This is a genomic window from Rhizobium skierniewicense Ch11 (genome assembly GCF_023757665.1).
GTDB lineage: Bacteria > Pseudomonadota > Alphaproteobacteria > Rhizobiales > Rhizobiaceae > Agrobacterium > Agrobacterium skierniewicense.
In genome coordinates this window covers 42,694-62,217 of the sequence record NZ_RXPG01000006.1, presented here as the reverse complement: position 1 = coordinate 62,217, position 19,524 = coordinate 42,694, and the positions used below count along the sequence as shown (strand labels likewise).

20 protein-coding genes and 1 pseudogene are annotated in these 19,524 nt (G+C 58.5%); 15 read left to right on the top strand and 6 right to left on the bottom strand.

The features are described 5' to 3' along the window. Positions 1 to 14: 14 nt before the first annotated feature. The gene (rplI, locus tag EKM04_RS06540; protein ID WP_174152581.1) at positions 15 to 593 is read left to right on the top strand and encodes a 50S ribosomal protein L9; all 579 of its coding nucleotides are present in this window, start codon (positions 15 to 17) and stop codon (positions 591 to 593) included. A 747-nt stretch (positions 594 to 1,340) separates the two neighbouring features. On the opposite strand, the gene EKM04_RS06535 is transcribed toward rplI, so the two are convergent. From EKM04_RS06535 to EKM04_RS06525, 3 genes are read right to left on the bottom strand one after another with little or no spacing between them, the layout of a single operon-like run. Further along, positions 1,341 to 2,408 (bottom strand): HlyD family secretion protein, encoded by a 1,068-nt coding sequence (locus EKM04_RS06535; protein WP_183897492.1) that lies wholly within the window; start codon positions 2,406 to 2,408, stop codon positions 1,341 to 1,343. A 17-nt stretch (positions 2,409 to 2,425) separates the two neighbouring features. Then, positions 2,426 to 4,081 carry an MFS transporter gene (locus tag EKM04_RS06530; protein ID WP_183897533.1) on the bottom strand — a complete coding sequence of 552 codons (1,656 nt, stop codon included), beginning with the start codon at positions 4,079 to 4,081 and terminating at the stop codon, positions 2,426 to 2,428. 17 nt (positions 4,082 to 4,098) lie between these two features. After that, positions 4,099 to 4,554 (bottom strand): MarR family winged helix-turn-helix transcriptional regulator, encoded by a 456-nt coding sequence (locus EKM04_RS06525; RefSeq protein ID WP_183897532.1) that lies wholly within the window; start codon positions 4,552 to 4,554, stop codon positions 4,099 to 4,101. 328 nt (positions 4,555 to 4,882) lie between these two features. Here EKM04_RS06525 and EKM04_RS06520 point away from each other — a divergent pair, with 328 nt between their 5' ends. Continuing rightward, positions 4,883 to 6,379 (top strand): replicative DNA helicase, encoded by a 1,497-nt coding sequence (locus EKM04_RS06520; RefSeq protein ID WP_183897491.1) that lies wholly within the window; start codon positions 4,883 to 4,885, stop codon positions 6,377 to 6,379. 66 nt (positions 6,380 to 6,445) lie between these two features. Here EKM04_RS06520 and EKM04_RS06515 read toward each other — a convergent pair whose 3' ends face one another. The 3 genes and pseudogenes from EKM04_RS06515 to EKM04_RS06505 form a co-directional block, all read right to left on the bottom strand. Beyond that, a complete protein-coding gene (locus EKM04_RS06515; protein ID WP_183897490.1) occupies positions 6,446 to 6,748 on the bottom strand; it encodes an AzlD family protein in 303 nt (100 codons plus the stop codon). Continuing rightward, positions 6,745 to 7,447: pseudogene (locus EKM04_RS06510) on the bottom strand (AzlC family ABC transporter permease). Before EKM04_RS06510 ends, EKM04_RS06515 begins: the two are co-directional and overlap by 4 nt. A gap of 73 nt (positions 7,448 to 7,520) precedes the next feature. Next, positions 7,521 to 8,378, bottom strand: a complete 858-nt coding sequence (locus EKM04_RS06505; protein ID WP_183897531.1) for an AraC family transcriptional regulator — start codon at positions 8,376 to 8,378, stop codon at positions 7,521 to 7,523. Positions 8,379 to 8,461: 83 nt separating this feature from the next. Here EKM04_RS06505 and alr point away from each other — a divergent pair, with 83 nt between their 5' ends. The 13 genes from alr (at position 8,462) to pip (ending at position 19,476) form a co-directional block, all read left to right on the top strand. Further along, the gene (alr, locus tag EKM04_RS06500; RefSeq protein ID WP_183897489.1) at positions 8,462 to 9,637 is read left to right on the top strand and encodes an alanine racemase; all 1,176 of its coding nucleotides are present in this window, start codon (positions 8,462 to 8,464) and stop codon (positions 9,635 to 9,637) included. A 64-nt stretch (positions 9,638 to 9,701) separates the two neighbouring features. Continuing rightward, on the top strand, positions 9,702 to 9,959 hold the full coding sequence (locus EKM04_RS06495) for a type II toxin-antitoxin system ParD family antitoxin (protein ID WP_183897488.1): 258 nt from the start codon (positions 9,702 to 9,704) through the stop codon (positions 9,957 to 9,959). A gap of 298 nt (positions 9,960 to 10,257) precedes the next feature. Continuing rightward, positions 10,258 to 11,658, top strand: a complete 1,401-nt coding sequence (gene radA, locus EKM04_RS06490; protein ID WP_174152574.1) for a DNA repair protein RadA — start codon at positions 10,258 to 10,260, stop codon at positions 11,656 to 11,658. A gap of 96 nt (positions 11,659 to 11,754) precedes the next feature. After that, positions 11,755 to 12,342 carry a CvpA family protein gene (locus EKM04_RS06485; RefSeq protein WP_183897487.1) on the top strand — a complete coding sequence of 196 codons (588 nt, stop codon included), beginning with the start codon at positions 11,755 to 11,757 and terminating at the stop codon, positions 12,340 to 12,342. A gap of 140 nt (positions 12,343 to 12,482) precedes the next feature. Then, positions 12,483 to 13,976 carry an amidophosphoribosyltransferase gene (gene purF, locus EKM04_RS06480; RefSeq protein ID WP_174152572.1) on the top strand — a complete coding sequence of 498 codons (1,494 nt, stop codon included), beginning with the start codon at positions 12,483 to 12,485 and terminating at the stop codon, positions 13,974 to 13,976. Positions 13,977 to 14,047: 71 nt separating this feature from the next. Then, positions 14,048 to 14,788 carry an SDR family NAD(P)-dependent oxidoreductase gene (locus EKM04_RS06475; protein WP_183897486.1) on the top strand — a complete coding sequence of 247 codons (741 nt, stop codon included), beginning with the start codon at positions 14,048 to 14,050 and terminating at the stop codon, positions 14,786 to 14,788. Between the two features lie 192 nt (positions 14,789 to 14,980). Next, positions 14,981 to 16,366, top strand: a complete 1,386-nt coding sequence (gene cysS, locus EKM04_RS06470) for a cysteine--tRNA ligase (RefSeq protein WP_183897485.1) — start codon at positions 14,981 to 14,983, stop codon at positions 16,364 to 16,366. An 82-nt stretch (positions 16,367 to 16,448) separates the two neighbouring features. Then, positions 16,449 to 16,694: an antitoxin gene (locus EKM04_RS06465; protein WP_183897484.1), complete on the top strand. Its 246-nt coding sequence runs from the start codon at positions 16,449 to 16,451 to the stop codon at positions 16,692 to 16,694. Then, the gene (locus EKM04_RS06460) at positions 16,691 to 17,110 is read left to right on the top strand and encodes a type II toxin-antitoxin system VapC family toxin (RefSeq protein WP_183897483.1); all 420 of its coding nucleotides are present in this window, start codon (positions 16,691 to 16,693) and stop codon (positions 17,108 to 17,110) included. The genes EKM04_RS06465 and EKM04_RS06460 overlap by 4 nt, the downstream gene beginning before the upstream one ends. Then, positions 17,107 to 17,589 carry a GFA family protein gene (locus EKM04_RS06455; RefSeq protein ID WP_183897482.1) on the top strand — a complete coding sequence of 161 codons (483 nt, stop codon included), beginning with the start codon at positions 17,107 to 17,109 and terminating at the stop codon, positions 17,587 to 17,589. The genes EKM04_RS06460 and EKM04_RS06455 overlap by 4 nt, the downstream gene beginning before the upstream one ends. Beyond that, complete coding sequence (locus tag EKM04_RS06450; protein ID WP_183897481.1) at positions 17,586 to 18,050, top strand: GFA family protein; 465 nt, start codon at positions 17,586 to 17,588, stop codon at positions 18,048 to 18,050. Before EKM04_RS06455 ends, EKM04_RS06450 begins: the two co-directional genes overlap by 4 nt. Then, a complete protein-coding gene (locus tag EKM04_RS06445) occupies positions 18,047 to 18,523 on the top strand; it encodes a GFA family protein (protein ID WP_234911034.1) in 477 nt (158 codons plus the stop codon). The genes EKM04_RS06450 and EKM04_RS06445 overlap by 4 nt, the downstream gene beginning before the upstream one ends. After that, on the top strand, positions 18,520 to 19,476 hold the full coding sequence (gene pip / locus EKM04_RS06440; RefSeq protein WP_183897480.1) for a prolyl aminopeptidase: 957 nt from the start codon (positions 18,520 to 18,522) through the stop codon (positions 19,474 to 19,476). The genes EKM04_RS06445 and pip overlap by 4 nt, the downstream gene beginning before the upstream one ends. The last annotated feature ends 48 nt before the right edge of the window (positions 19,477 to 19,524 follow it).

Genomic DNA, 19,524 nt, shown 5'->3' with positions numbered 1-19,524 from the left:
AAAGGATCAAGAAGATGGAAGTCATTCTTCTCGAACGTATCGCCAAGCTTGGCCAGATGGGCGAAACCGTAAAGGTTCGCGATGGCTACGCACGTAACTTCCTGCTGCCGCACGGCAAGGCTCTTCGCGCCAACGCTGCCAACAAGACCCGTTTCGAATCCGAGCGTGCAACGCTTGAAGCGCGTAACCTCGAGCGCAAGTCCGAAGCACAGACCGTTGCCGACGCACTGGCCGGCAAGAGCTTCATCGTTGTCCGTTCTGCTGGCGAAACCGGCCAGATGTACGGCTCCGTTGCTGCCCGTGACGTTGTTGAAATCCTCGGCGCCGAAGGCTTCAACATCGGTCGCAACCAGGTCGAGCTCAACACACCAATCAAGACCATCGGTCTGCACAACGTTACGCTTCACCTGCATGCCGAAGTCGAGCTGCAGATCGAACTGAACGTTGCTCGTTCCGCTGAAGAAGCTGAGCGTCAGGCAAAGGGCGAAAGCCTCACATCTGCCGACGCCATCTACGGCGTTGACGAAGACGCGCTTCGTCCAGAAGACTTCTTTGATCCAGACGCAGACCGCGATGAAGGCGACGACGAGTAATCGTTTCAAGCCCGTTAGTCCAAAAGCAAAACCCCGGATGGCGACATCCGGGGTTTTTGCGTTTTATGGGGGATGTGTGTGGGCGTAGCTCCGCGGTTTGTCGGCTGCTCGGAGTGTGTGGCTACCCCCTCTGCCCTGCCGGGCATCTCCCCCTCAGGTGGGGAGATCGACTCGTGGCAACCTTCCGGCCATCTCTCGCGTCGAGAGTTAAGTGGTGTCAGTCCGCCCAGCCAATCTCCCTCCTTGCGGGGGAGATGTCCGGCAGGACAGAGGGGGTAAGCCACACCCGCTGTGCGAAAAAAATTCCATGAGAAAACGAAATCCACGTTGGTCACGCTTTCCCGTTCACGCGGCGCACTGCGCCCGTGGTATGCCTTACCCCTCGACCCTAAGAACATACGCAAATGCGGACATGCCTTTGGTATGGTGTTTGTCGTTGGCTTCCGCATTTGCGTGGCCCTGAAATCTTGCTCAGGCCAGATCGTTGATGATCCGACCTGAGTTTTGTTGGCAGTCTTCGGTGAAACCTGGCCACCTCGATGGTCCGAAGCCGTGAATGGTCCCCGGATCGAAATGGATGGTCCACCAGTCTCCATGCCCGCCTGCACGTCTACAGCCAGACATCAACCTCCGCCTCCGACACATGTTTCGCGACACATTGCGGCTGCGGACGTGGGGAGAGTGTAGGCATGGGTTGAGTCGCCGTGGAGAAAACTTTTTTATTTTATTTTTTGGAGGGTGAAGTCGTTATTTCGCAGCGGTCTTTGCACTCTCCGGCGCCTTGCCTTTGTCTACCCGCACCACCACCGACATGCCCGGAGACAGCTCTGCGGCCAAGGGCTGATCGGGGTCGATGGAAATGCGCACGCCAAGACGCTGGGCAATCTTGACGAAGTTGCCGGTTGCGTTGTCCGGCTTGATCACGGCGAATTCGGATCCGGCAGCGGGTGCAAAACGCTCGACCTTTCCACTCAGCCTCTTGCGATGCAGGGCATCGACGGAGATCGAAACCGCCTGCCCCGCTTCCATTCCGGCGAGCTGCGTTTCCTTGAAGTTGGCAACGACCCAGATGTCATGCGGCACGACCGCCATCAACTGCGTTCCGGCAGCGACATACTGGCCTACGCGAACACCGACTTCACCCAGCTTGCCGTCCTTGGGCGCGTGAATCTCGGTGTTTTGCAGATCGATCTTCGCCAGCTCGACAGCCGCCTCCGCATTGGCGACCGCCGCCTGCAGGGAACCACGGTTGATGATGATGGTCTGCAAATCCTGCCGTGCCACCTCAAGCGCTGCCTTCGCCTGTGAGAGACCCGCACGGGCCTTATCGAGGCTGGCCTGCGCCTCCTCCTGCACGCTTGAGATGCCTGCCCCGCTGCGGACAAGACTATCCTGACGATCTGCCGCGAGTTGCGCCTGTTTCAGAGACGCCTGGGCTCCATCCACGGCTGCTTCGCCCGATGCGATATTCGCTTTGGCGGCGATTTCCTGCTGGCGGGAATTATCGAAAGCCGCTTTCTGACTGTCGAGTGAAGCATTGGCCTGCGCCAGTTTCTGGCGGAAAATACGGTCATCGACCTTGGCAAGAATATCGCCCTGCTTGACCTCCTGATAATCCTTGACCGGCACATCGACGACATACCCGCTGACCTGCGGGCTCATCGTGGTGACGTAACCGCGCACATAGGCATTGTCGGTCATTTCCACGGAACTGGAAAAGGGTGGCAGCCGCCATGCGTAAAGCACCAGCGCGACACCGGCGACGCCGCCGAGGAGAACGATGAGGGTAAGAGGCGTAAGCGTTTTCTTCAGCATATGATTTCTCTGGACAATCAGGATTGGGGTGCGGTCACGACGTCATCTCCGCTTCTCAGCGAAGGCTTGATCCGTAACCATGCAAGATGAAGGAGAAGCATGACAAGAGCAGCGGCGGCGCAAACCGAAATCAGCAGGAACGTGTCGTTATAAGCCAGGATATAGGCCTCACGCGTCACCTGCGCGCCCAGCAACGTCACACCTTCCGCCTTCAGCAATGCGGCATCGGTGATGACATGGCTGTAGCCTGCCGATAGCTGGCTGACACGCTGCGCGACCTGCGGGTTCTGGAGCAGAATGCTTTCCACCAGAATGTTCGAGTGGAATTTTTCCCGCAGGGTGACGAAGGAGCCGAGAAGACCCGTTGTCAGCATGGAGCCTGTGATCTGCGTGAACAGGAAGATGGTGATGAAGTTGACGAGGTAAGGCGCGCCCTTTGCCAAGGCGGCGCCAAAGCCCTTTGACATGACCGGCGGCAGGAACATGGCAGCACCGAAGGCAATCATCGCCTGACTGAGATACATCTGTTCCGGCCTAACGAGATTGGTCGCGCTGCTATCCATGAACGCGCCGAGCGCAATTAGCGACAGGGCGATGACATGGGCCGTCTCCACATATTTCGTCAGCATCAACATCGCACAGGCCGCGCCGCCAAGAACGGTGGCCAGAATGATGAGCACATAAAGGCTGATTGTCTGATCGTTCAACAGTCCGAGCTGCTGGTAAAGACCAACCGCAGTCGAGGCCTGTTCCGAAGACACGGCGCGGTAGATCAGCAGGATGGTGATCATATGCAGGTTGGTGCGGGAAAATATCCAGCGCAGATCCAGCATCGGGTTCTTACGGGGCAGCTCGATGATGGTCATCAGCGTCAGAAGCGCGATCGACGACGCCAGCAAAACGCCAAGCCACCACGTCTCGAACCACCAGTAGAAGCGCCCAAGCGTCAGGAACACCGCAAGACAGCCAAGGCCACCGGCAAACAGAAGATAGCTGAGGATATCGATGCGCTCTATGACCTTGACGCGCGGCGGCGCTGTGAGCGGCAGAAGGTAGATGATGGGAAGGACCGCCAGCGCGAGCCCCACTTCCATGCTGTACAGCGCCTGCCAGCCGTCTATCTCAAGCAAGGACGGGGAAACGATGCGGGCAATGGGCGATGACAGCAGCGTGCCCGTGAGCGCGATGCTGAGGCCGAGCGTCAACTTGCGCTGCACGGGGAAGGCTTCGAGAATATAGAGGAAGCCGAGCGAAGACAGCGGTGCCGCCGCCATGCCGCTGACGAAACGCACCACGATGCCCGAATGCAGATCGGTGACGAAAAGATTGAGGCAGGACGCAAAAACGAACATGATGATGCTGATTTCGGCAAAGGGCCGAAGGCCATATTGCTGGCGCACCTTGAACAGCGCGATGGAGAACGTGGCATAGGGTGCCATGTAGGCGGCCGACATCCACGCCACCTCCGCCACGGTGGCTGAAAACTCACCCTGCAACTGGTAGATATTGGCCATGACGATGTTCATGCCCATGCCCTGGGTTATGAAGAAACACAGGCCAGATGCGATATAGAGCACCTTCATGAAAAATGATTTTTCCGGCGGCTGGGCGGGCGCAGCACTGGGTTCGACTGCCGCTGGTCTGGCAGTTTCCTCCTCCGGCAGATCGCGCATGTCTGAAACGGCATTGCTCACGGCTGCACCTTTTCCCCTGCGAGGTTTTGCAGATTGGCAGACAGACGTCGAACAACCTCCAATGCGGACCTGATCTCATCCGTCGAAATATCGATGGCAATGTCGGCGCGCATGCATTTCGCCTGCATATGCACATCCTCGAATGTTGTTACACCATCTGGCGTCATGTGTATGCGCTTTGCCCGCCGGTCAGCCTCGTCAGAACGCCGTTCGATGAGGTTTTGTTTCTCCATGGCGTCCAGCACGCGAACGAGCGTTGGCGTTTCGATTTCCAGTTCCTCAGCAAGCTCTTTTTGCGTCAAAGGGCCACGGCGAGACAGCGCGAAAAGCGCTCTGGCGCGCGCAAGCGTCAGCCCCTGCTCCGCCACCCTCGCATCGAAGAAAGACCGGAGCTTTCGGTTGAAAGCAGCCATTTCATCGAAAAGCTGTTCTTTTTCGCTTGCCCGCGACAATGTCATCAACCCTTATAATTAGCACGCTATCTATTTTTCCTATTTATTTTCACGACCACAAATATGCAAGTGGCTCTGTTGAAATAGCAGCCATGTCTTACACTCATGGCAGACCGAAACCGATTCGTTTCCGTCGCGGCGACGCGCATGACCGAGCCTGTGGATTACTGTTGACAACATCGGCAGTGGGAGCATCCAGCGCCGTTCCGGCGAGCCTGCATGGCACTGTTGCCGCATTGTCCTTGACTGCGGGGGCCGCGCACTTCAAACCGGCAGACTTGCAAGAAACGAAGGCTTCAAACCGGCCTCAAGGGAGATCACAGACACCATGAACGACACTGTGAGAAAGATCACCCCCGCCCCTGCTGCTGAACCGCTCTACCGCGAAGCCCCGAACAACATCGAAGCGGAACAGGCGCTGCTGGGTGCCATTCTCGTCAACAACGATGCCTATTACCGGGTTTCCGACTTCCTCAAGCCCGTGCATCTGTTCGAGCCGCTTCACCGCAAGATTTTCGAAGTGGCGGGCGATATCATCCGCATGGGCAAGACGGCCAACCCCGTCACCATCAAGACCTTTCTGCCCGCAGACGGCAAGATCGGCGACATGACGGTTGCGCAATATCTCGCGCGCCTGGCGTCGGACGCCGTCTCCATCATCAACGCGGAAGACTATGGCCGCGCCATTTACGATCTGGCGCTGCGTCGGGCGCTGATCCAGATCGGCGAAGACGTCGTCAACATCGCCTATGATGCGCCGCTGGACATGCCGCCGCAAAGCCAGATCGAAGACACCGAGCGCCGCCTGTTCGAGCTGGCCGAAACCGGTCGTTACGATGGCGGCTTCCAGTCCTTCAACGACGCCGTATCGCTCGCCATCGACATGGCCGGTGCAGCCTTCGAGCGTGACGGCAATCTCTCCGGCATCTCCACCGGCATCCATTCGCTGGATGGCCGAATGGGTGGCTTGCAGCGTTCCGACTTGATCGTGCTTGCGGGACGTCCTGGCATGGGCAAGACCTCACTTGCCACCAACATCGCCTATAATATCGCCGCATCCTACGAGCAGGAAATCCAGCCTGACGGTTCCTACAAGGCCAAGAACGGTGGCGTCGTCGGGTTCTACTCGCTCGAAATGTCGTCCGAACAGCTGGCGACCCGTATCATTTCCGAGCAGACCGAAGTGTCGTCATCCAAAATCCGCCGTGGTGAAATCACCGAGGCCGACTTTGAAAAGCTCGTTGCGTGCAGCCAGATGATGCAGAAAGTGCCGCTTTATATCGACCAGACGGGTGGTATCTCCATCGCCCAGCTGTCCGCCCGTGCACGCCGCCTCAAGCGCCAGCGCGGCCTTGATTGCCTTGTGGTGGATTATATCCAGCTGATGACCGGTTCCGGCAAAAGCGGCGAGAACCGCGTGCAGGAAATCACCCAGATCACCACCGGCCTGAAGGCGCTGGGCAAGGAACTCAACGTTCCCATCATCGCGCTTTCACAGCTCTCGCGTCAGGTGGAAAGCCGCGAAGACAAGCGTCCTCAACTCTCCGACCTTCGCGAATCGGGCTCCATCGAGCAGGACGCGGACGTGGTGCTGTTCGTGTTCCGTGAGGAATACTACGTCAAGAACATGGAGCCGCGCGATATTTCCGACCCGAAATATGCCGAATGGGAAGCGCTGTTCGACAAGGTCAAAGGCACAGCAGACGTCATCATCGCCAAACAGCGTCACGGACCGACGGGCACGGTGAAGCTGGCGTTCCAAGCGGAGTTTACCCGCTTTGCGGATCTGGCAGATCCATCGTTCACGCAATACGAAGAGCATTGATTTCCAATTCAGCCCCGCCACGAACGTTGCGGGGCTCAGTCTTTTCAAGCGCTTGGTGATATCGATTTACAAACCGATTCCGCGCAGCACAGCCACCGTCACCACGCCCGTTGCGGCGGCGGGCAGCAACGACAGGCGCGTTGCCGCAAGCGCCGTCACCGCGCAGGCAATGCTTTCGGCAAGACCGGTTGAAATGGCTGTGGGCGTGACAACCGCCATGAGTACGGCTGGTGGAACAGCCGTCAATGCTTTCTTGGTACGGCCGGTGAACTCCACGTAACGAAGGAGAAGCAGTCCGCCCATGCGTGTCGCGATTGTTGCGGCCGCCATGGCGAGGATGACAAGCAGGGTGTTTGCATCAAGCGTCATGCTGGCTGCTCCGCTTTTTGCCCGGTGAAAGCAGCAACCAGAAGCCCGGCCAGCGCACCGGCGGCGATGTACCATGCGCCTGCAATATAAGTATGCGTAAGGTAGGAAGCGGTCGCGCTTGCCAGCAGCACAAGACCCGTTTCGCTGCCCTTCCAGAAACCCATCAACAGCACGATGAAAACCGCCGGAAAGGCGAAATCCAGACCGATAATTGCCGTATCGCCCATGACCGACCCCAGCAAAGCGCCCGCCAGCGTGGAGATGTTCCACAGCGCGTAAATCGACAAGGCAGCGGCGGTGAAAAAGGCTGGCGTCAAATGGGTGCGCATGGCGCGAAATTCCGACAAGGCCCAGGATTCATCCGTAAGCACTGGCATGGCGGCGAATTTCTGCCATTCCTTGAAACCTTGCATTTTTCCCCGCAATCGACGCGCTCATTAACACATGCCGCAGGTTCACAAGCAGTGCGGCAAAGCCTAACGCTGTCCAGCTTGCCGGATGCCCCCATGAATCCATGGCCACGAATTGCGCGCCACCCGCAAAAACCAGAACTGACATGAGACAGGCTTCGAGTGGAGACAAACCCTTGGCCACAGCGACGGCACCGAACACCGCCCCAATCGGCACCATCGCAACGAGCAGAGGTGCGGCGGCTTTCAGTCCGGCGGCGAATTCGGCAGTCTCTATGGTCCGTGGCATGGCAATCTCCTATTTTGGAGATGCGATTAATGCTTGGTCGGTATCGCCGTCTTGAACGAAAATGACATCTGCCCTACGCCGCACGAAATTGTCCCGGTGTAATGCCCATCCGCGCTTTGAAATGGCGATTGAAGTGGGCCTGATCTGCAAAGCCGCACAGTGCTGCAATATCTGCCAGCGGTTCCCCGTTACGTAGAAACTTTTTGGCTTTGCGGATCCGCACATCCGTCAGATAGGCATGGGGTGTGATGTGGAACTCTTTGCGAAACGCCCGAATGAGATGGGCGCGGCTGAGACCTGCTGTTTTCGCCAGTTCCTCCAGCCCTATATCCACATCGAAATTGTCGTTCAGGTAATCCCGCGTGGTGTGGACCGCTGTTTTCTCACTCTTTTCCAACGGCAGGATGATGCTGCTGCCGTAACGGCGAAAAAGTTCCGCCATGACGCAATACATGCCCTCATCCGCCTCCAGAGCGCCAACCTTCATTTCCATGCGATGGTGGGCGATCTGAAATGCTGTGGCCATTTGCGGATCATACGGCAGGAAACGTGGGAAGGATGGCGTGCCGTGGAACGCGCGGCCTGTCACATCTTCAATCACATTACGCAGCAGAGCGATGGTTGGATAAATCATGCGGTAGCGATATCCGCAGCCGCCCGGGGCACCGTCGTGTATATCATCGGGGTTGATGAGGTAGAGATGCCCAGGCCCGGTCTGCTCTGTGGTGCCCTGAATGGTCGAGATTTGCAAGCCGCTTTCGATGGCGCCGATTGAAAATGTCTCGTGCGCGTGCGGAGAATATTCATGCGTCAGAAATGTCGCGCTCAGGCATTCCATGCCATCAAAACGCCCATCGCGCCAGAAACGTGTGGTTTCCGTTGCGGCAAGCGGCATGACATCTATGGCCTGTTCCTGCGAAACATTGGGCATAGCCACAGTTTAGTCCAAACGGACATTACCGTCTTGAACAAAAGTGATACAGCAATAACCATCCCCTCACCGGACGCCCGACGATGAATGATGAATTCGATGACACTCTGCCCGACGCGGAAATGGACGCTTTCGAGGCCGCTCCGCTTCGCCTGACGGTGGATCTTGGCGCACTGGCTGATAACTGGCGCGACATGAACACACGTTCCGGCAAGGCGCGCGCCAGCGCGGTGGTGAAGGCCGATGCCTATGGCATGGGGATCGAGGATTGCGGTGCGACGCTTTATCATGCAGGCGCGCGGGACTTCTTTGTCGCCACCGTGGCGGAAGGTGCCACACTTCGCCCGCATGCGCCGGAAGCCCGCATCTTCGTGCTATCGGGCATCTGGCCGGGGCAGGAAGCGCAGGTGTTCAACAACGACCTTGTGCCGGTGGTCGCCTCGGAAGAACAGCTTTCCTTCTGGATGAGCCTGATGGCAGACCGCGGCGATCATCCTTTCGCGCTGCATGTGGACACCGGTTTCAACCGGCTGGGTCTGCCGCTGGAGGACGCGCTCTATCTGGCCGATGATCCGACCCGTCCCGCCAGTTTCGACCCGGTGCTGGTGCTGTCTCACCTCGCCTGCGCCGATACGCCATCGTCGCCCATGAACAGGGCACAACTCGAATCATTCCGCAGGGTTAGCGCCGCCTTCGAAGGCATCGAATCAAGTCTGTCGGCTTCTGCCGGAATTTTCCTCGGCGCGGACTATCATTTCGATCTCACCCGTCCCGGCATCGCGCTCTATGGCGGTGAGGCCGTCAGCGACATGACCAACCCGATGCGGCCGGTCGCCAAGGCAGAAGCCCGCATCATCCAGATCCGTGATGCCGGTGAAGGCCAGACGGTGAGTTATGGCGGGACGTTTCGCCTGACACGCGCCAGCCGGTTGGCCATTGCCGCCGTCGGTTACGCCGACGGCTATCACCGCTCGCTCTCCGGATCGGGCATTCCGCTGCGCGACATGGGCTATGGCGGCGCTTACGGCTTCATCAACGGCTACGAAGTGCCCATTGCTGGCCGCGTGACAATGGACCTGACGATTTTTGACGTGACGGACGTCCCGCCAAACGCCATCCGTGCTGGAGACTACATCGAACTTTTCGGACCCAATGTGCCGGTGGATGAGGTGGCACGCGCGGCAGGCACCATCGGTTACGAAATGTTGACCGGCCTTGGATTGCGCTATGAGCGGCAATATCTGATCGAAGACGCGTGACGCTTTTCTTGCCTCTTGGAAAGCTGTTGTGACCTGTGCTATACGAGAACAAAAGGAGATCGAAATGACCGAAATTCATCTCAGCGAACAGGATCGCAAGTTTATTGATGAGCAGGTGAAGGCCGGCGTGTACAGGGACGCCGACGCGGTTGTTCATGCAAGCTTGCAGTTACTTGGAAGTGAACAAGAAGAACTCAAGCGAATGATTGCGGAAGCGGACGCGCAGTTTGAGCGTGGGGAATACCTCACATTCACGACAGCAGACAATTGGGCTGATTCTATTATAAAAAGAGGAATGAGCGAATTAGACAGAAGCAGCTAATTTACTCACCTCTCGCTGATCAAGACCTTCTTGAGATGTTTCTTTGGATCGCGGCTGATGACACGATGACGGCCTCAGCATTCATCCGCGATATAACAAGAAAAATAGAATGGATCGCGACCAGTGGTTTCCCTGGTCTACCGCGCGATGGGCTTTCCCAAGGATTGAAAGCGTTACCTTACAGGCAACGATGCATATAGTTTCGTATCGAGGCCGATACCGTACGCATTTTGCGTGTCATGCATGGCCGCAGACACCTGTCTCCTAAAGACTTCAAACAAGAAGAAAACTGACATTCATGGCCAAAGCCAAGACACAATTCATCTGCCAGAACTGCGGTACGGTCCACACCAGATGGGCGGGTAAGTGTGAGGGATGCGGCGAGTGGAACACCATCGTCGAAGAGGACCCGATGGGCGGCATCGGCTCTGGCCCCGGCAAAACGCCGAAAAAGGGCAGACCCGTTACCCTCACTTCACTTTCCGGTGAAATCGAGGAAGCGCCGCGTATTCCAACCGGTATGAGCGAGCTGGACCGGGCGACCGGCGGCGGCTTCGTGCGGGGGTCTGCGGTCCTGATCGGCGGTGATCCCGGCATTGGTAAATCCACGCTGCTGATGCAGGCGGCGGCCGCACTGTCGCGCCGCGGCCACCGCATCGTCTACGTCTCGGGCGAAGAGGCGGTGGCGCAGGTACGGCTGCGTGCGCAGCGTCTGGGTGCTGCCGACACAGATGTTCTCCTGGCGGCGGAGACCAATGTCGAGGACATTCTGGCGACGATTTCGGAAGGCAAACGGCCTGACCTGATCATCATCGACTCGATCCAGACGCTGTGGAGCGATACCGCCGATTCCGCTCCCGGCACGGTGACGCAGGTCCGCACCGGTGTTCAGGCGATGATCCGCTTTGCCAAGCAGACGGGGGCCACTATGGTTCTCGTCGGCCATGTGACGAAGGACGGACAGATCGCGGGGCCGCGCGTGGTGGAACACATGGTGGATGCCGTGCTCTATTTCGAAGGCGATCGCGGCCACCACTACCGTATTCTGCGCACCGTAAAGAACCGCTTCGGACCCACCGATGAAATCGGCGTGTTCGAGATGTCGGACAAGGGTTTGCGCGAGGTCTCCAACCCTTCCGAATTGTTCCTTGGCGAACGCAACGAGAAATCTCCCGGTGCAGCCGTCTTCGCGGGCATGGAGGGTACGCGCCCGGTACTGGTGGAAGTGCAGGCGCTGGTCGCGCCGACATCGCTTGGCACGCCGCGCCGTGCGGTCGTCGGCTGGGATTCATCGCGGCTTGCGATGATCCTTGCCGTGCTGGAAGCCCACTGTGGCGTGAAGCTTGGAAGCCACGATGTTTACCTCAATGTCGCAGGTGGCTATCGCATTTCCGAACCGGCGGCAGACATGGCGATTGCCTCTGCACTGGTTTCATCGCTTGCCGGTGTTGCACTGCCAGCCGATTGCGTCTATTTCGGCGAGGTCAGCCTGTCGGGTGCTGTCCGGCCCGTTTCGCACACGGGGCAGCGATTGAAAGAGGCTGAGAAGCTTGGCTTTGCCACCGCATGCCTGCCTTCGGCCTCTGCCGAGTTGCCAAAGGGTGCCAAAGGGCGCTGGACGGAAATCGAGAGCCTGCCGGATCTCGTGGCGCGTATCGCGGGTTCGGGTAACCGGTTCAGACAGGTTGAGGAAGAATGAGATTGATCCTTTCGCTGGCTAAGCGGCTAGTGTAATAGGAACGAAAGTTGGCACAGTGGCGCTCCCATTCAGTGTCGCGACCTCCGGAGTTGGTAAATGCCCATTACGATTTTCGACGGCATCGTTCTCGCCGTTGTCCTTTTCTCCGCTGTTCTCGCCATGGTGCGGGGGTTTTCGCGTGAAATTCTGTCCATCGCCAGCTGGGGCGGTTCGGTCGCCGCCGCCTATTATCTCTACCCGGTGTTGCTGCCCTATGCGCGCAACTATACCGATGACGACAAGATCGCGATTGCCGGTTCGGCAGGCATCATCTTCCTCGTCGCGTTGATCATCATCTCGTTCATCACCTCGCGCATTGCCGATTTCATCATTGACAGCCGCATTGGCGCACTCGACCGCACGCTTGGTTTCCTGTTCGGCGCTGCCCGCGGCATTCTGCTGCTGGTCGTTGCCGTTGCTTTCTGGAACTGGCTGGTGGATGTGAGAACGCAGCCAGAATGGGTCACACAGGCAAAGTCCAAGCCATTCCTCGATGGCCTCGTCGCCAAGCTCGAAGCCGGGCTGCCGGACAATATCGAACCGCAGATCCGTGCACGCATTCTCGGCAAGCCGCCAGAGGGCGCGACTGAACAGACGCCGGTGGACGATGCTCCGGCAACGACCGCCCCGACCACGACGAATTGACGCTGATGCGCGTCTTGCAATGCATGCAAGGCGCGCTATGTGTGCTAGACATTCACTTCAAGCAGCAGACAGACCACACTGGTAGAACAACGCTTACCAGGGCGGTTTTTGTTTTTGGTACTTAAGCAAAGGCAAGCCAGATGAACGAGCCGCTTTCGCATTCCACACTCAATGAAATCCTGGATGGCGATACCCTGCACGAAGAGTGCGGCGTGTTCGGCGTTCTTGGGCACCCGGATGCGGCGGCACTGACGGCACTTGGTCTGCACGCTCTCCAGCATCGTGGGCAGGAAGCCGCAGGCATGGTGTCGTTCGATGGCAAGCGTTTCTATCAGGAACGCCATATGGGCCTCGTCGGCGACCATTACACCAATCCGGCCACGCTGGCCCGCCTGCCTGGTTCGATCTGTATCGGCCACACCCGTTACTCTACAACCGGTGAAGTGGCGATGCGCAATGTGCAGCCTCTGTTTGCCGAGCTGGAAGAAGGCGGCATTGCGGTTGCCCACAACGGCAACTTCACCAACGGCCTGACGCTTCGCCGCCAGATCATCGCGACCGGCGCCATCTGTCAGTCCACGTCCGATACCGAAGTCGTGCTTCACCTCATCGCCCGCTCGCGCCATTCCTCCACGGCAGATCGCTTCATCGATGCCATCAGGCAGATGGAAGGTGGCTATTCGATGCTGGCCATGACGCGCACCAAGCTGATTGCCGCGCGCGATCCCACGGGCATTCGCCCGCTGGTGATGGGCGATCTCGACGGCAAGCCGATCTTCTGCTCGGAAACCTGCGCGCTCGATATTATCGGCGCCAAGTTCGTCCGCGATGTGGAAAATGGCGAAGTCATCATCTGCGAGATCCAGCCGGACGGTTCCGTGACCATCGATGCGCGCAAACCGGTCAAGCCGCAGCCGGAGCGTCTTTGCCTGTTCGAATATGTCTATTTCGCCCGCCCCGACTCTGTCGTTGGTGGTCGTAACGTCTACACCACCCGCAAGAACATGGGCAGCATCCTTGCCAAGGAAGCGCCGCTCGAAGCCGATGTCGTGGTGCCGGTGCCGGATGGCGGTACGCCAGCGGCGCTCGGCTTTGCGCAGGAGAGCGGGATTCCGTTCGAATACGGCATCATCCGCAACCACTATGTCGGCCGTACCTTCATCGAGCCGACGCAGTCGATCCGTGCGCTGGGCGTAAAGCTGAAGCATTCGGCCAACCGGGCGATGATCGAAGGCAAGCGCGTCGTTCTGGTGGATGACTCCATCGTGCGCGGCACGACATCGGTCAAGATCGTGCAGATGATCCGTGAAGCCGGGGCCAAGGAAGTTCACATCCGCGTTGCCAGCCCGATGATCTTCCACCCGGATTTCTACGGCATCGATACGCCTGACGCGGACAAGCTGCTGGCCAACCAGTATGCAGACGTCGCTGACATGGCGAAGTTCATCGGTGTCGATTCGCTGGCGTTCCTGTCCATCAATGGTCTCTATCAGGCCGTTGGCGGGGTGGACCGTAACAATGCGCGCCCGCAGTTCACCGACCACTATTTCACCGGTGAATACCCGACCCGCCTGCTCGACAAGAATGGCGAGTCCATGGGCAACAAGATTTCCATGCTGGCCAGCAACGGCTGACCACCCTTGCCCGCGCTTTGCGTGCGGGCTTTCGGCTCATTGCCGAACACATATCATTCTCGGGGGAGACTATGACGACAGACCTAAAGGGACGCATCGCGCTCGTGACCGGCGCATCCCGTGGCATAGGCTATTTCACGGCACTGGAGCTGGCAAAGGCAGGCGCCCATGTCATCGCCTGCGCCCGCACCGTTGGCGGCCTTGAGGATCTCGACGATGCGATCAAGGCTGTCGGTGGCACGGCCACGCTGGTACCCTTCGATCTTGCCGATATGAACGCCATCGATGCGCTCGGCGCGTCCATCAACGAACGCTGGGGCAAGCTGGATATTCTCGTTGCCAATGCTGGCGTACTTGGCGTCATCTCCCCGGTTGGCCACATCGAGGCGAAGGTGTTCGAAAAGGTCATGACGATCAACGTCACGGCGACATGGCGGCTGATCCGCTCGGTCGAGCCGCTGCTATTGAAATCCGATGCCGGCCGCGCACTCATCCTCTCCTCCGGCGCGCCGCATTCCTGTCGCCCATTCTGGGGTGCCTACTCCACCTCCAAGGCCGCGGTCGAGGCGCTGGCCCGCACATGGGCCGCCGAAACGGAAGCCACGGCTCTGCGTGTCAACAGCATCAATCCCGGTGCGACCCGTACGGCCATGCGCGCGCAGGCCATGCCGGGCGAAGACCCCGATACTCTGCCCCACCCGTCCGAGGTCGCCGCAGCCATTCTGCCGCTGGCGTCACCGGACGCCAAGGAAACAGGCAGGATCTACGTTGTGAGGGACCGGAAATTCGTGAGCTACCAAGCGCCTGCGTGAGGGTGCGCACCATCGCTCTTGACCAAATCCGCGCGCCGTTTCATAACGCAAGCCATGAAAACGATGATCTGCTGCTGTTGCTGAGTTAAATTTTGCTGGTCTCGCACCCGGCCAGATCGTTTTCGTCTTCCGAAAGGTCAAAGCAGACAAACGTTCCGGCTTGGGAAATGATTGCCCTTGAGGAAAATCCTTATGTCCCTGCGCCTGAAACTCCACAACACACTGACCCGCGGAAAGGCTGAGTTTCAGCCGATCTATACCGATAATGTGCGCATGTATGTCTGCGGCCCGACGGTCTATGATTTCGCCCATATTGGCAACGCGCGCCCCGTGATCGTCTTCGATGTTCTCTATCGTCTGCTGCGCCACGTCTATGGCGACGCGCATGTCACCTATGCGCGCAACATCACCGACGTTGACGACAAGATCAACGCACGGGCGCTGCGCGATTACCCCAACCTGCCTCTGAACGACGCGATCCATGCCGTGACAGAAAAGACCGCACAGCAGTTTCATGACGATGTCGCCATGCTCGGCTGCCTCGAGCCGACCGTCGAGCCGCGCGCCACCGACAACATTCCCCAGATGATCGCGATCATCGAAAAGCTGATTGCGCGTGGTCATGCCTATGTGGCCAGCGGTGAAGTGCTGTTCGACACCCAGTCCATGAGCGATTACGGCCAGCTTTCCAAGCGCCCGCTGGATGAGCAACAGGCTGGTGCGCGTGTGGCCGTCGAGGTGCACAAGAAAAGCCCCGGCGATTTTGTCCTCTGGAAGCTGTCCGGCCACAACGAACCTGGCTGGGAAAGCCCCTGGGGTCGCGGTCGTCCGGGCTGGCACATCGAATGCTCGGCCATGGCCGGGCGTTACGTCGGCGAAGTCTTCGACATCCATGGCGGCGGACTGGACCTCATCTTCCCGCACCACGAAAATGAAATCGCCCAGTCCCGCTGCGCCCATGGCACGCATGTCATGGCCAATGTCTGGATGCACAACGGCTTCGTGCAGGTCGAAGGCCGCAAGATGTCGAAGTCGGATGGCAACTTCATCACCATCCACGAGCTGCTGCATACGGACAAGTTTGGCGGCCGCCAATGGCCGGGCGAGGTTTTGCGTCTGGCGATGTTGATGACGCAATACCGCGAGCCGATCGATTTTTCGGTGAAGAGGCTGGAAGAAGCGGAGCGCCTGCTGGCCAAATGGCCTGCCGCCGAGATTGGTGATGCCGCGCCGGATCAGGCCGTTTTAGATGCGCTGGCTGATGATCTGAACACGGTAGCTGCCGTGCAAGCGCTCCACGCGCTGGCCCAAGCTGCCAACGCGGATCCGCAACACTTGCCCGTCTTCGCGGCCAGCGCGGCATTGCTCGGTGTTTTACCAAAAAAAGCCGAGGTCGATGAAGCTATCGCCGCCGCCGTCGACTCGCTCGTCGCCATGCGTCTCGAAATGCTGAAAGCGAAGAATTTTGCCGAAGCCGACCGTATCAGGGACGAGCTTTCGGCCAAGGGCATTCAGTTGAAGGATGGCAAGGACAAGGAGAGTGGTGAGCGGGTGACGACCTGGGAGATCAAGCGGTAGCCTCCATCGCGTATGAACGCTTTCTTGCGCCCTGCCCACATTCGGCCTATGCTACAGCATATGCCTGATAAGGAAGGTTGGGATGAGCGCAGAGCGACACGTCAAGCTATTTAGGAACGGACGCAATCAGGCCGTTCGAATTCCGGTGGAGTTCGAGCTTCCTGGTGACGAGGCGGTCATGCACAGAGATGGGGACCGCCTCATCATCGAACCGACTGATCGTCGCAAGGGCAATATGATCGAGTGGTTACGGCAGCAGAGCCCCCTTGACGAAGATGTCCCTGAATTCGATCTCGATGAACAGCCGCCGAGATCTGTTGATTTATGACGACAGCGCGCTACATGCTGGACACCAATATCGTGTCCGACGTGGTCCGAAATCCGTTTGGGCCTGCCGCAGAAAAGCTTTACCATCTCAGCCAAGATGACATCTGTATAAGCTCAATCGTTCTCTCCGAAATTCTGTTTGGTATTAAGCGCAAGGGATCGGCAAGGCTCTCGCATCTGGTCGAAGGCCTGCTCACCAGAATAGCTACTGTCGATTACGGCCCAGCTGCGGCCCGACATTATGCCGATATAAGAACGTCTCTGGAACAACGTGGCACTCTGATCGGCACCACAGACATGTTCATCGCGGCGCACGCACTCTCACTGGATATCATTCTCGTCACCAACAACGTCAGGGAGTTTTCTCGTGTCGAGGGATTAAAGATCGAAAACTGGATCGAAGGGAGCCAGCCATGACAACACGCATCCACACCGGCGGATGCCAATGCGGCGCTATCCGGTTTCGTGTCGAGGGTGACCTTGCCGATGCCTCCATCTGCCATTGTCGCATGTGCCAGAAGGCGTTCGGCGCCTATTATGCGCCGTTGGTTTCGGTGCGGGGCAAGGACTTTGCGTGGACGCGCGGAGAGCCGAAGCGGTTTAGGTCTTCCAGTGTGGTGAGCCGTGGCTTTTGCGGCGATTGCGGAACGCCACTGACCTATGAGGCACCGGATGGCATGGCCGTTGCTGCGGGCGCATTTGACGATCCCTCGACGTTCCCGCCGTCTATACAATGGGGTGTCGAGCGGAAGATCAGCTTCGTGGATCGCCTCCACACCCTGCCCGCCGTGCCGACCGAGGACGATTTGACATCGGTTGATTATCTGGCGAACCTCACATCCCATCAGCATCCCGACCACGACACGCAGGCATGGCCACAGGAGAAAAATCAATGAGCGATGCAGGTTATTCCGGCGGTTGCCAATGTGGCGCGGTTCGCTTTCACGCAGGCAAGCTTGGTCGCCCCTCCATCTGCCATTGTCGCATGTGTCAGAAGCAGTTCGGCAATTTCTTCGGCGCGCTCGTCACGGCCGATCAGGCGCATCTGACATGGACGCGCGGGCAGCCAAGCCTGTTTCGCTCGTCCGCCAAAATCCATCGCGGCTTCTGCAACAAATGCGGCACGCCGTTGACCTATCACCATCCGGGCGGCGTCGAAATTGCCATCGGCGCCTTCGATCACCCGCAGGAGGTCGAGCCACAGGTGCAAGTCAACACGCACATGCAGATGCCGTGGATCAAAACCCTGTTCGACAAGCCACATGCGCAGCAAAGTCTGGATGAGAGCTCCATGGTCTCCTTTCAACACCCTGATCAGGATACCCACGTCTGGCCACCTGAGGATACTGTGAATTGACGGGCGCGACGGCAGTCTCCGGCGGATGCCAGTGTGGCGCGGTGCGTTACAGGATAGAGGGTGACATCCGCTATCCGCATGTCTGCCACTGCCGCATGTGCCAGAAGGCATCGGGCAATTATTTTCTGCCGCTTGGCGCAAGCAGCCTTGATCGCTTCAGGCTCACACGCGGCAAGCCAAACTGGTTTCAATCGTCAGATCACGTTCGGCGCGGCTTTTGCGGCACCTGCGGGACGCCGTTGTTCTATGATATTCCGGACAAGAATTTCATCAATGTCACGCTGGGTTCGCTGGACGAACCGCTCGACATCATACCGGAAGCACAATCAAACCTTTCCAGCAAGATGCATTGGTTTTCTCATCTCGATACCCTGCCCGTAGAGGCGACGGACGGCCCAGAGCAGACCGTCAAAAACCACCAGCATCCAGACAAGGATACAGCGCATTGGCCACCACAGGAAAAGACGACATGAGCAACGCGTTGCGCGGTTTCTATCCGGAGATAGAGCCCTTCGATACCGGCATGCTGGATGTGGGTGACGGCCATGTGATCTATTGGGAACGTGTCGGCACGAAGGGTGCCAAGCCCGCCGTTTTCCTGCATGGCGGTCCCGGTGGCGGGGTCAACCCCACACAGAGAAGGGTGTTCGACCCGGCGCTTTACGATGTCATCCTCTTCGACCAGCGCGGCTGCGGCCGCTCCACACCGCATGCGTTTCTGGAGGCCAATACGACGTGGCATCTGGTGGCGGATATGGAAAAGCTGCGGCAAAAATTCGGTTTCGAGACATGGCAGGTGTTTGGCGGTTCCTGGGGCTCGACGCTGGCGCTTGCGTATGCGCAGACCCACCCGGATCGCGTCAGCGAACTCGTCCTGCGTGGCATCTACACACTGACCAAGCCGGAACTGGACTGGTACTATCAGTTCGGTGTCTCGGAAATGTATCCCGACCGCTGGGAAACCTTCATTGCGCCCATTCCCGAGGCCGAGCGCGGCGAGATGATGGTCGCCTATAATCGCTATCTCACCGGCACCGACGAAAAGAAGAAGCTGGAATGCGCCAAGGCCTGGAGCCAGTGGGAAGGTGCGACAATCTCGCTGGTGACGGATCAGGGCCGTGTCGATGATTTCGGCGAAGAGCAATATGCTATCGCGTTCGCGCGCATCGAAACCCATTATTTCGTCAATGCCGGCTGGTTCGAAGACGGCCAGTTGCTGCGCGATGCCCACACGCTGAAAGACATCCCCGGCGTCATCGTCCACGGACGCTACGACATGCCCTGCCCGCTGAAATATGCCTGGCAGTTGTCCAAGGCATGGCCGAAAGCGGATTTGCATATCGTCGAGGCTGCCGGTCATGCGATGAGCGAACCCGGTATTCTCGACCAGCTCATTCGCGCGACAGATCGGTTCGCGGGAAAATAATCATATATTACAAGGATTTAGCGTTGCCGCCTGACATTCCGATTCAGG

What these genes read in the sequence shown, in the direction of transcription:
- alr (WP_183897489.1), top strand. Translation starts at nt 8,462, where the DNA reads ATGAATGATGAATTCGATGACACTCTGCCCGACGCGGAAATGGACGCT.
- EKM04_RS06520 (WP_183897491.1), top strand. Translation starts at nt 4,883, where the DNA reads ATGAACGACACTGTGAGAAAGATCACCCCCGCCCCTGCTGCTGAACCG.
- rplI (WP_174152581.1), top strand. Translation starts at nt 15, where the DNA reads ATGGAAGTCATTCTTCTCGAACGTATCGCCAAGCTTGGCCAGATGGGC.
- radA (WP_174152574.1), top strand. Translation starts at nt 10,258, where the DNA reads ATGGCCAAAGCCAAGACACAATTCATCTGCCAGAACTGCGGTACGGTC.
- purF (WP_174152572.1), top strand. Translation starts at nt 12,483, where the DNA reads ATGAACGAGCCGCTTTCGCATTCCACACTCAATGAAATCCTGGATGGC.
- EKM04_RS06515 (WP_183897490.1), bottom strand. Translation starts at nt 6,748, where the DNA reads ATGACGCTTGATGCAAACACCCTGCTTGTCATCCTCGCCATGGCGGCC.
- EKM04_RS06460 (WP_183897483.1), top strand. Translation starts at nt 16,691, where the DNA reads ATGACGACAGCGCGCTACATGCTGGACACCAATATCGTGTCCGACGTG.
- EKM04_RS06495 (WP_183897488.1), top strand. Translation starts at nt 9,702, where the DNA reads ATGACCGAAATTCATCTCAGCGAACAGGATCGCAAGTTTATTGATGAG.
- EKM04_RS06530 (WP_183897533.1), bottom strand. Translation starts at nt 4,081, where the DNA reads ATGCGCGATCTGCCGGAGGAGGAAACTGCCAGACCAGCGGCAGTCGAA.
- cysS (WP_183897485.1), top strand. Translation starts at nt 14,981, where the DNA reads ATGTCCCTGCGCCTGAAACTCCACAACACACTGACCCGCGGAAAGGCT.
- EKM04_RS06455 (WP_183897482.1), top strand. Translation starts at nt 17,107, where the DNA reads ATGACAACACGCATCCACACCGGCGGATGCCAATGCGGCGCTATCCGG.
- pip (WP_183897480.1), top strand. Translation starts at nt 18,520, where the DNA reads ATGAGCAACGCGTTGCGCGGTTTCTATCCGGAGATAGAGCCCTTCGAT.
- EKM04_RS06450 (WP_183897481.1), top strand. Translation starts at nt 17,586, where the DNA reads ATGAGCGATGCAGGTTATTCCGGCGGTTGCCAATGTGGCGCGGTTCGC.
- EKM04_RS06485 (WP_183897487.1), top strand. Translation starts at nt 11,755, where the DNA reads ATGCCCATTACGATTTTCGACGGCATCGTTCTCGCCGTTGTCCTTTTC.
- EKM04_RS06505 (WP_183897531.1), bottom strand. Translation starts at nt 8,378, where the DNA reads ATGCCCAATGTTTCGCAGGAACAGGCCATAGATGTCATGCCGCTTGCC.
- EKM04_RS06475 (WP_183897486.1), top strand. Translation starts at nt 14,048, where the DNA reads ATGACGACAGACCTAAAGGGACGCATCGCGCTCGTGACCGGCGCATCC.
- EKM04_RS06465 (WP_183897484.1), top strand. Translation starts at nt 16,449, where the DNA reads ATGAGCGCAGAGCGACACGTCAAGCTATTTAGGAACGGACGCAATCAG.
- EKM04_RS06535 (WP_183897492.1), bottom strand. Translation starts at nt 2,408, where the DNA reads ATGCTGAAGAAAACGCTTACGCCTCTTACCCTCATCGTTCTCCTCGGC.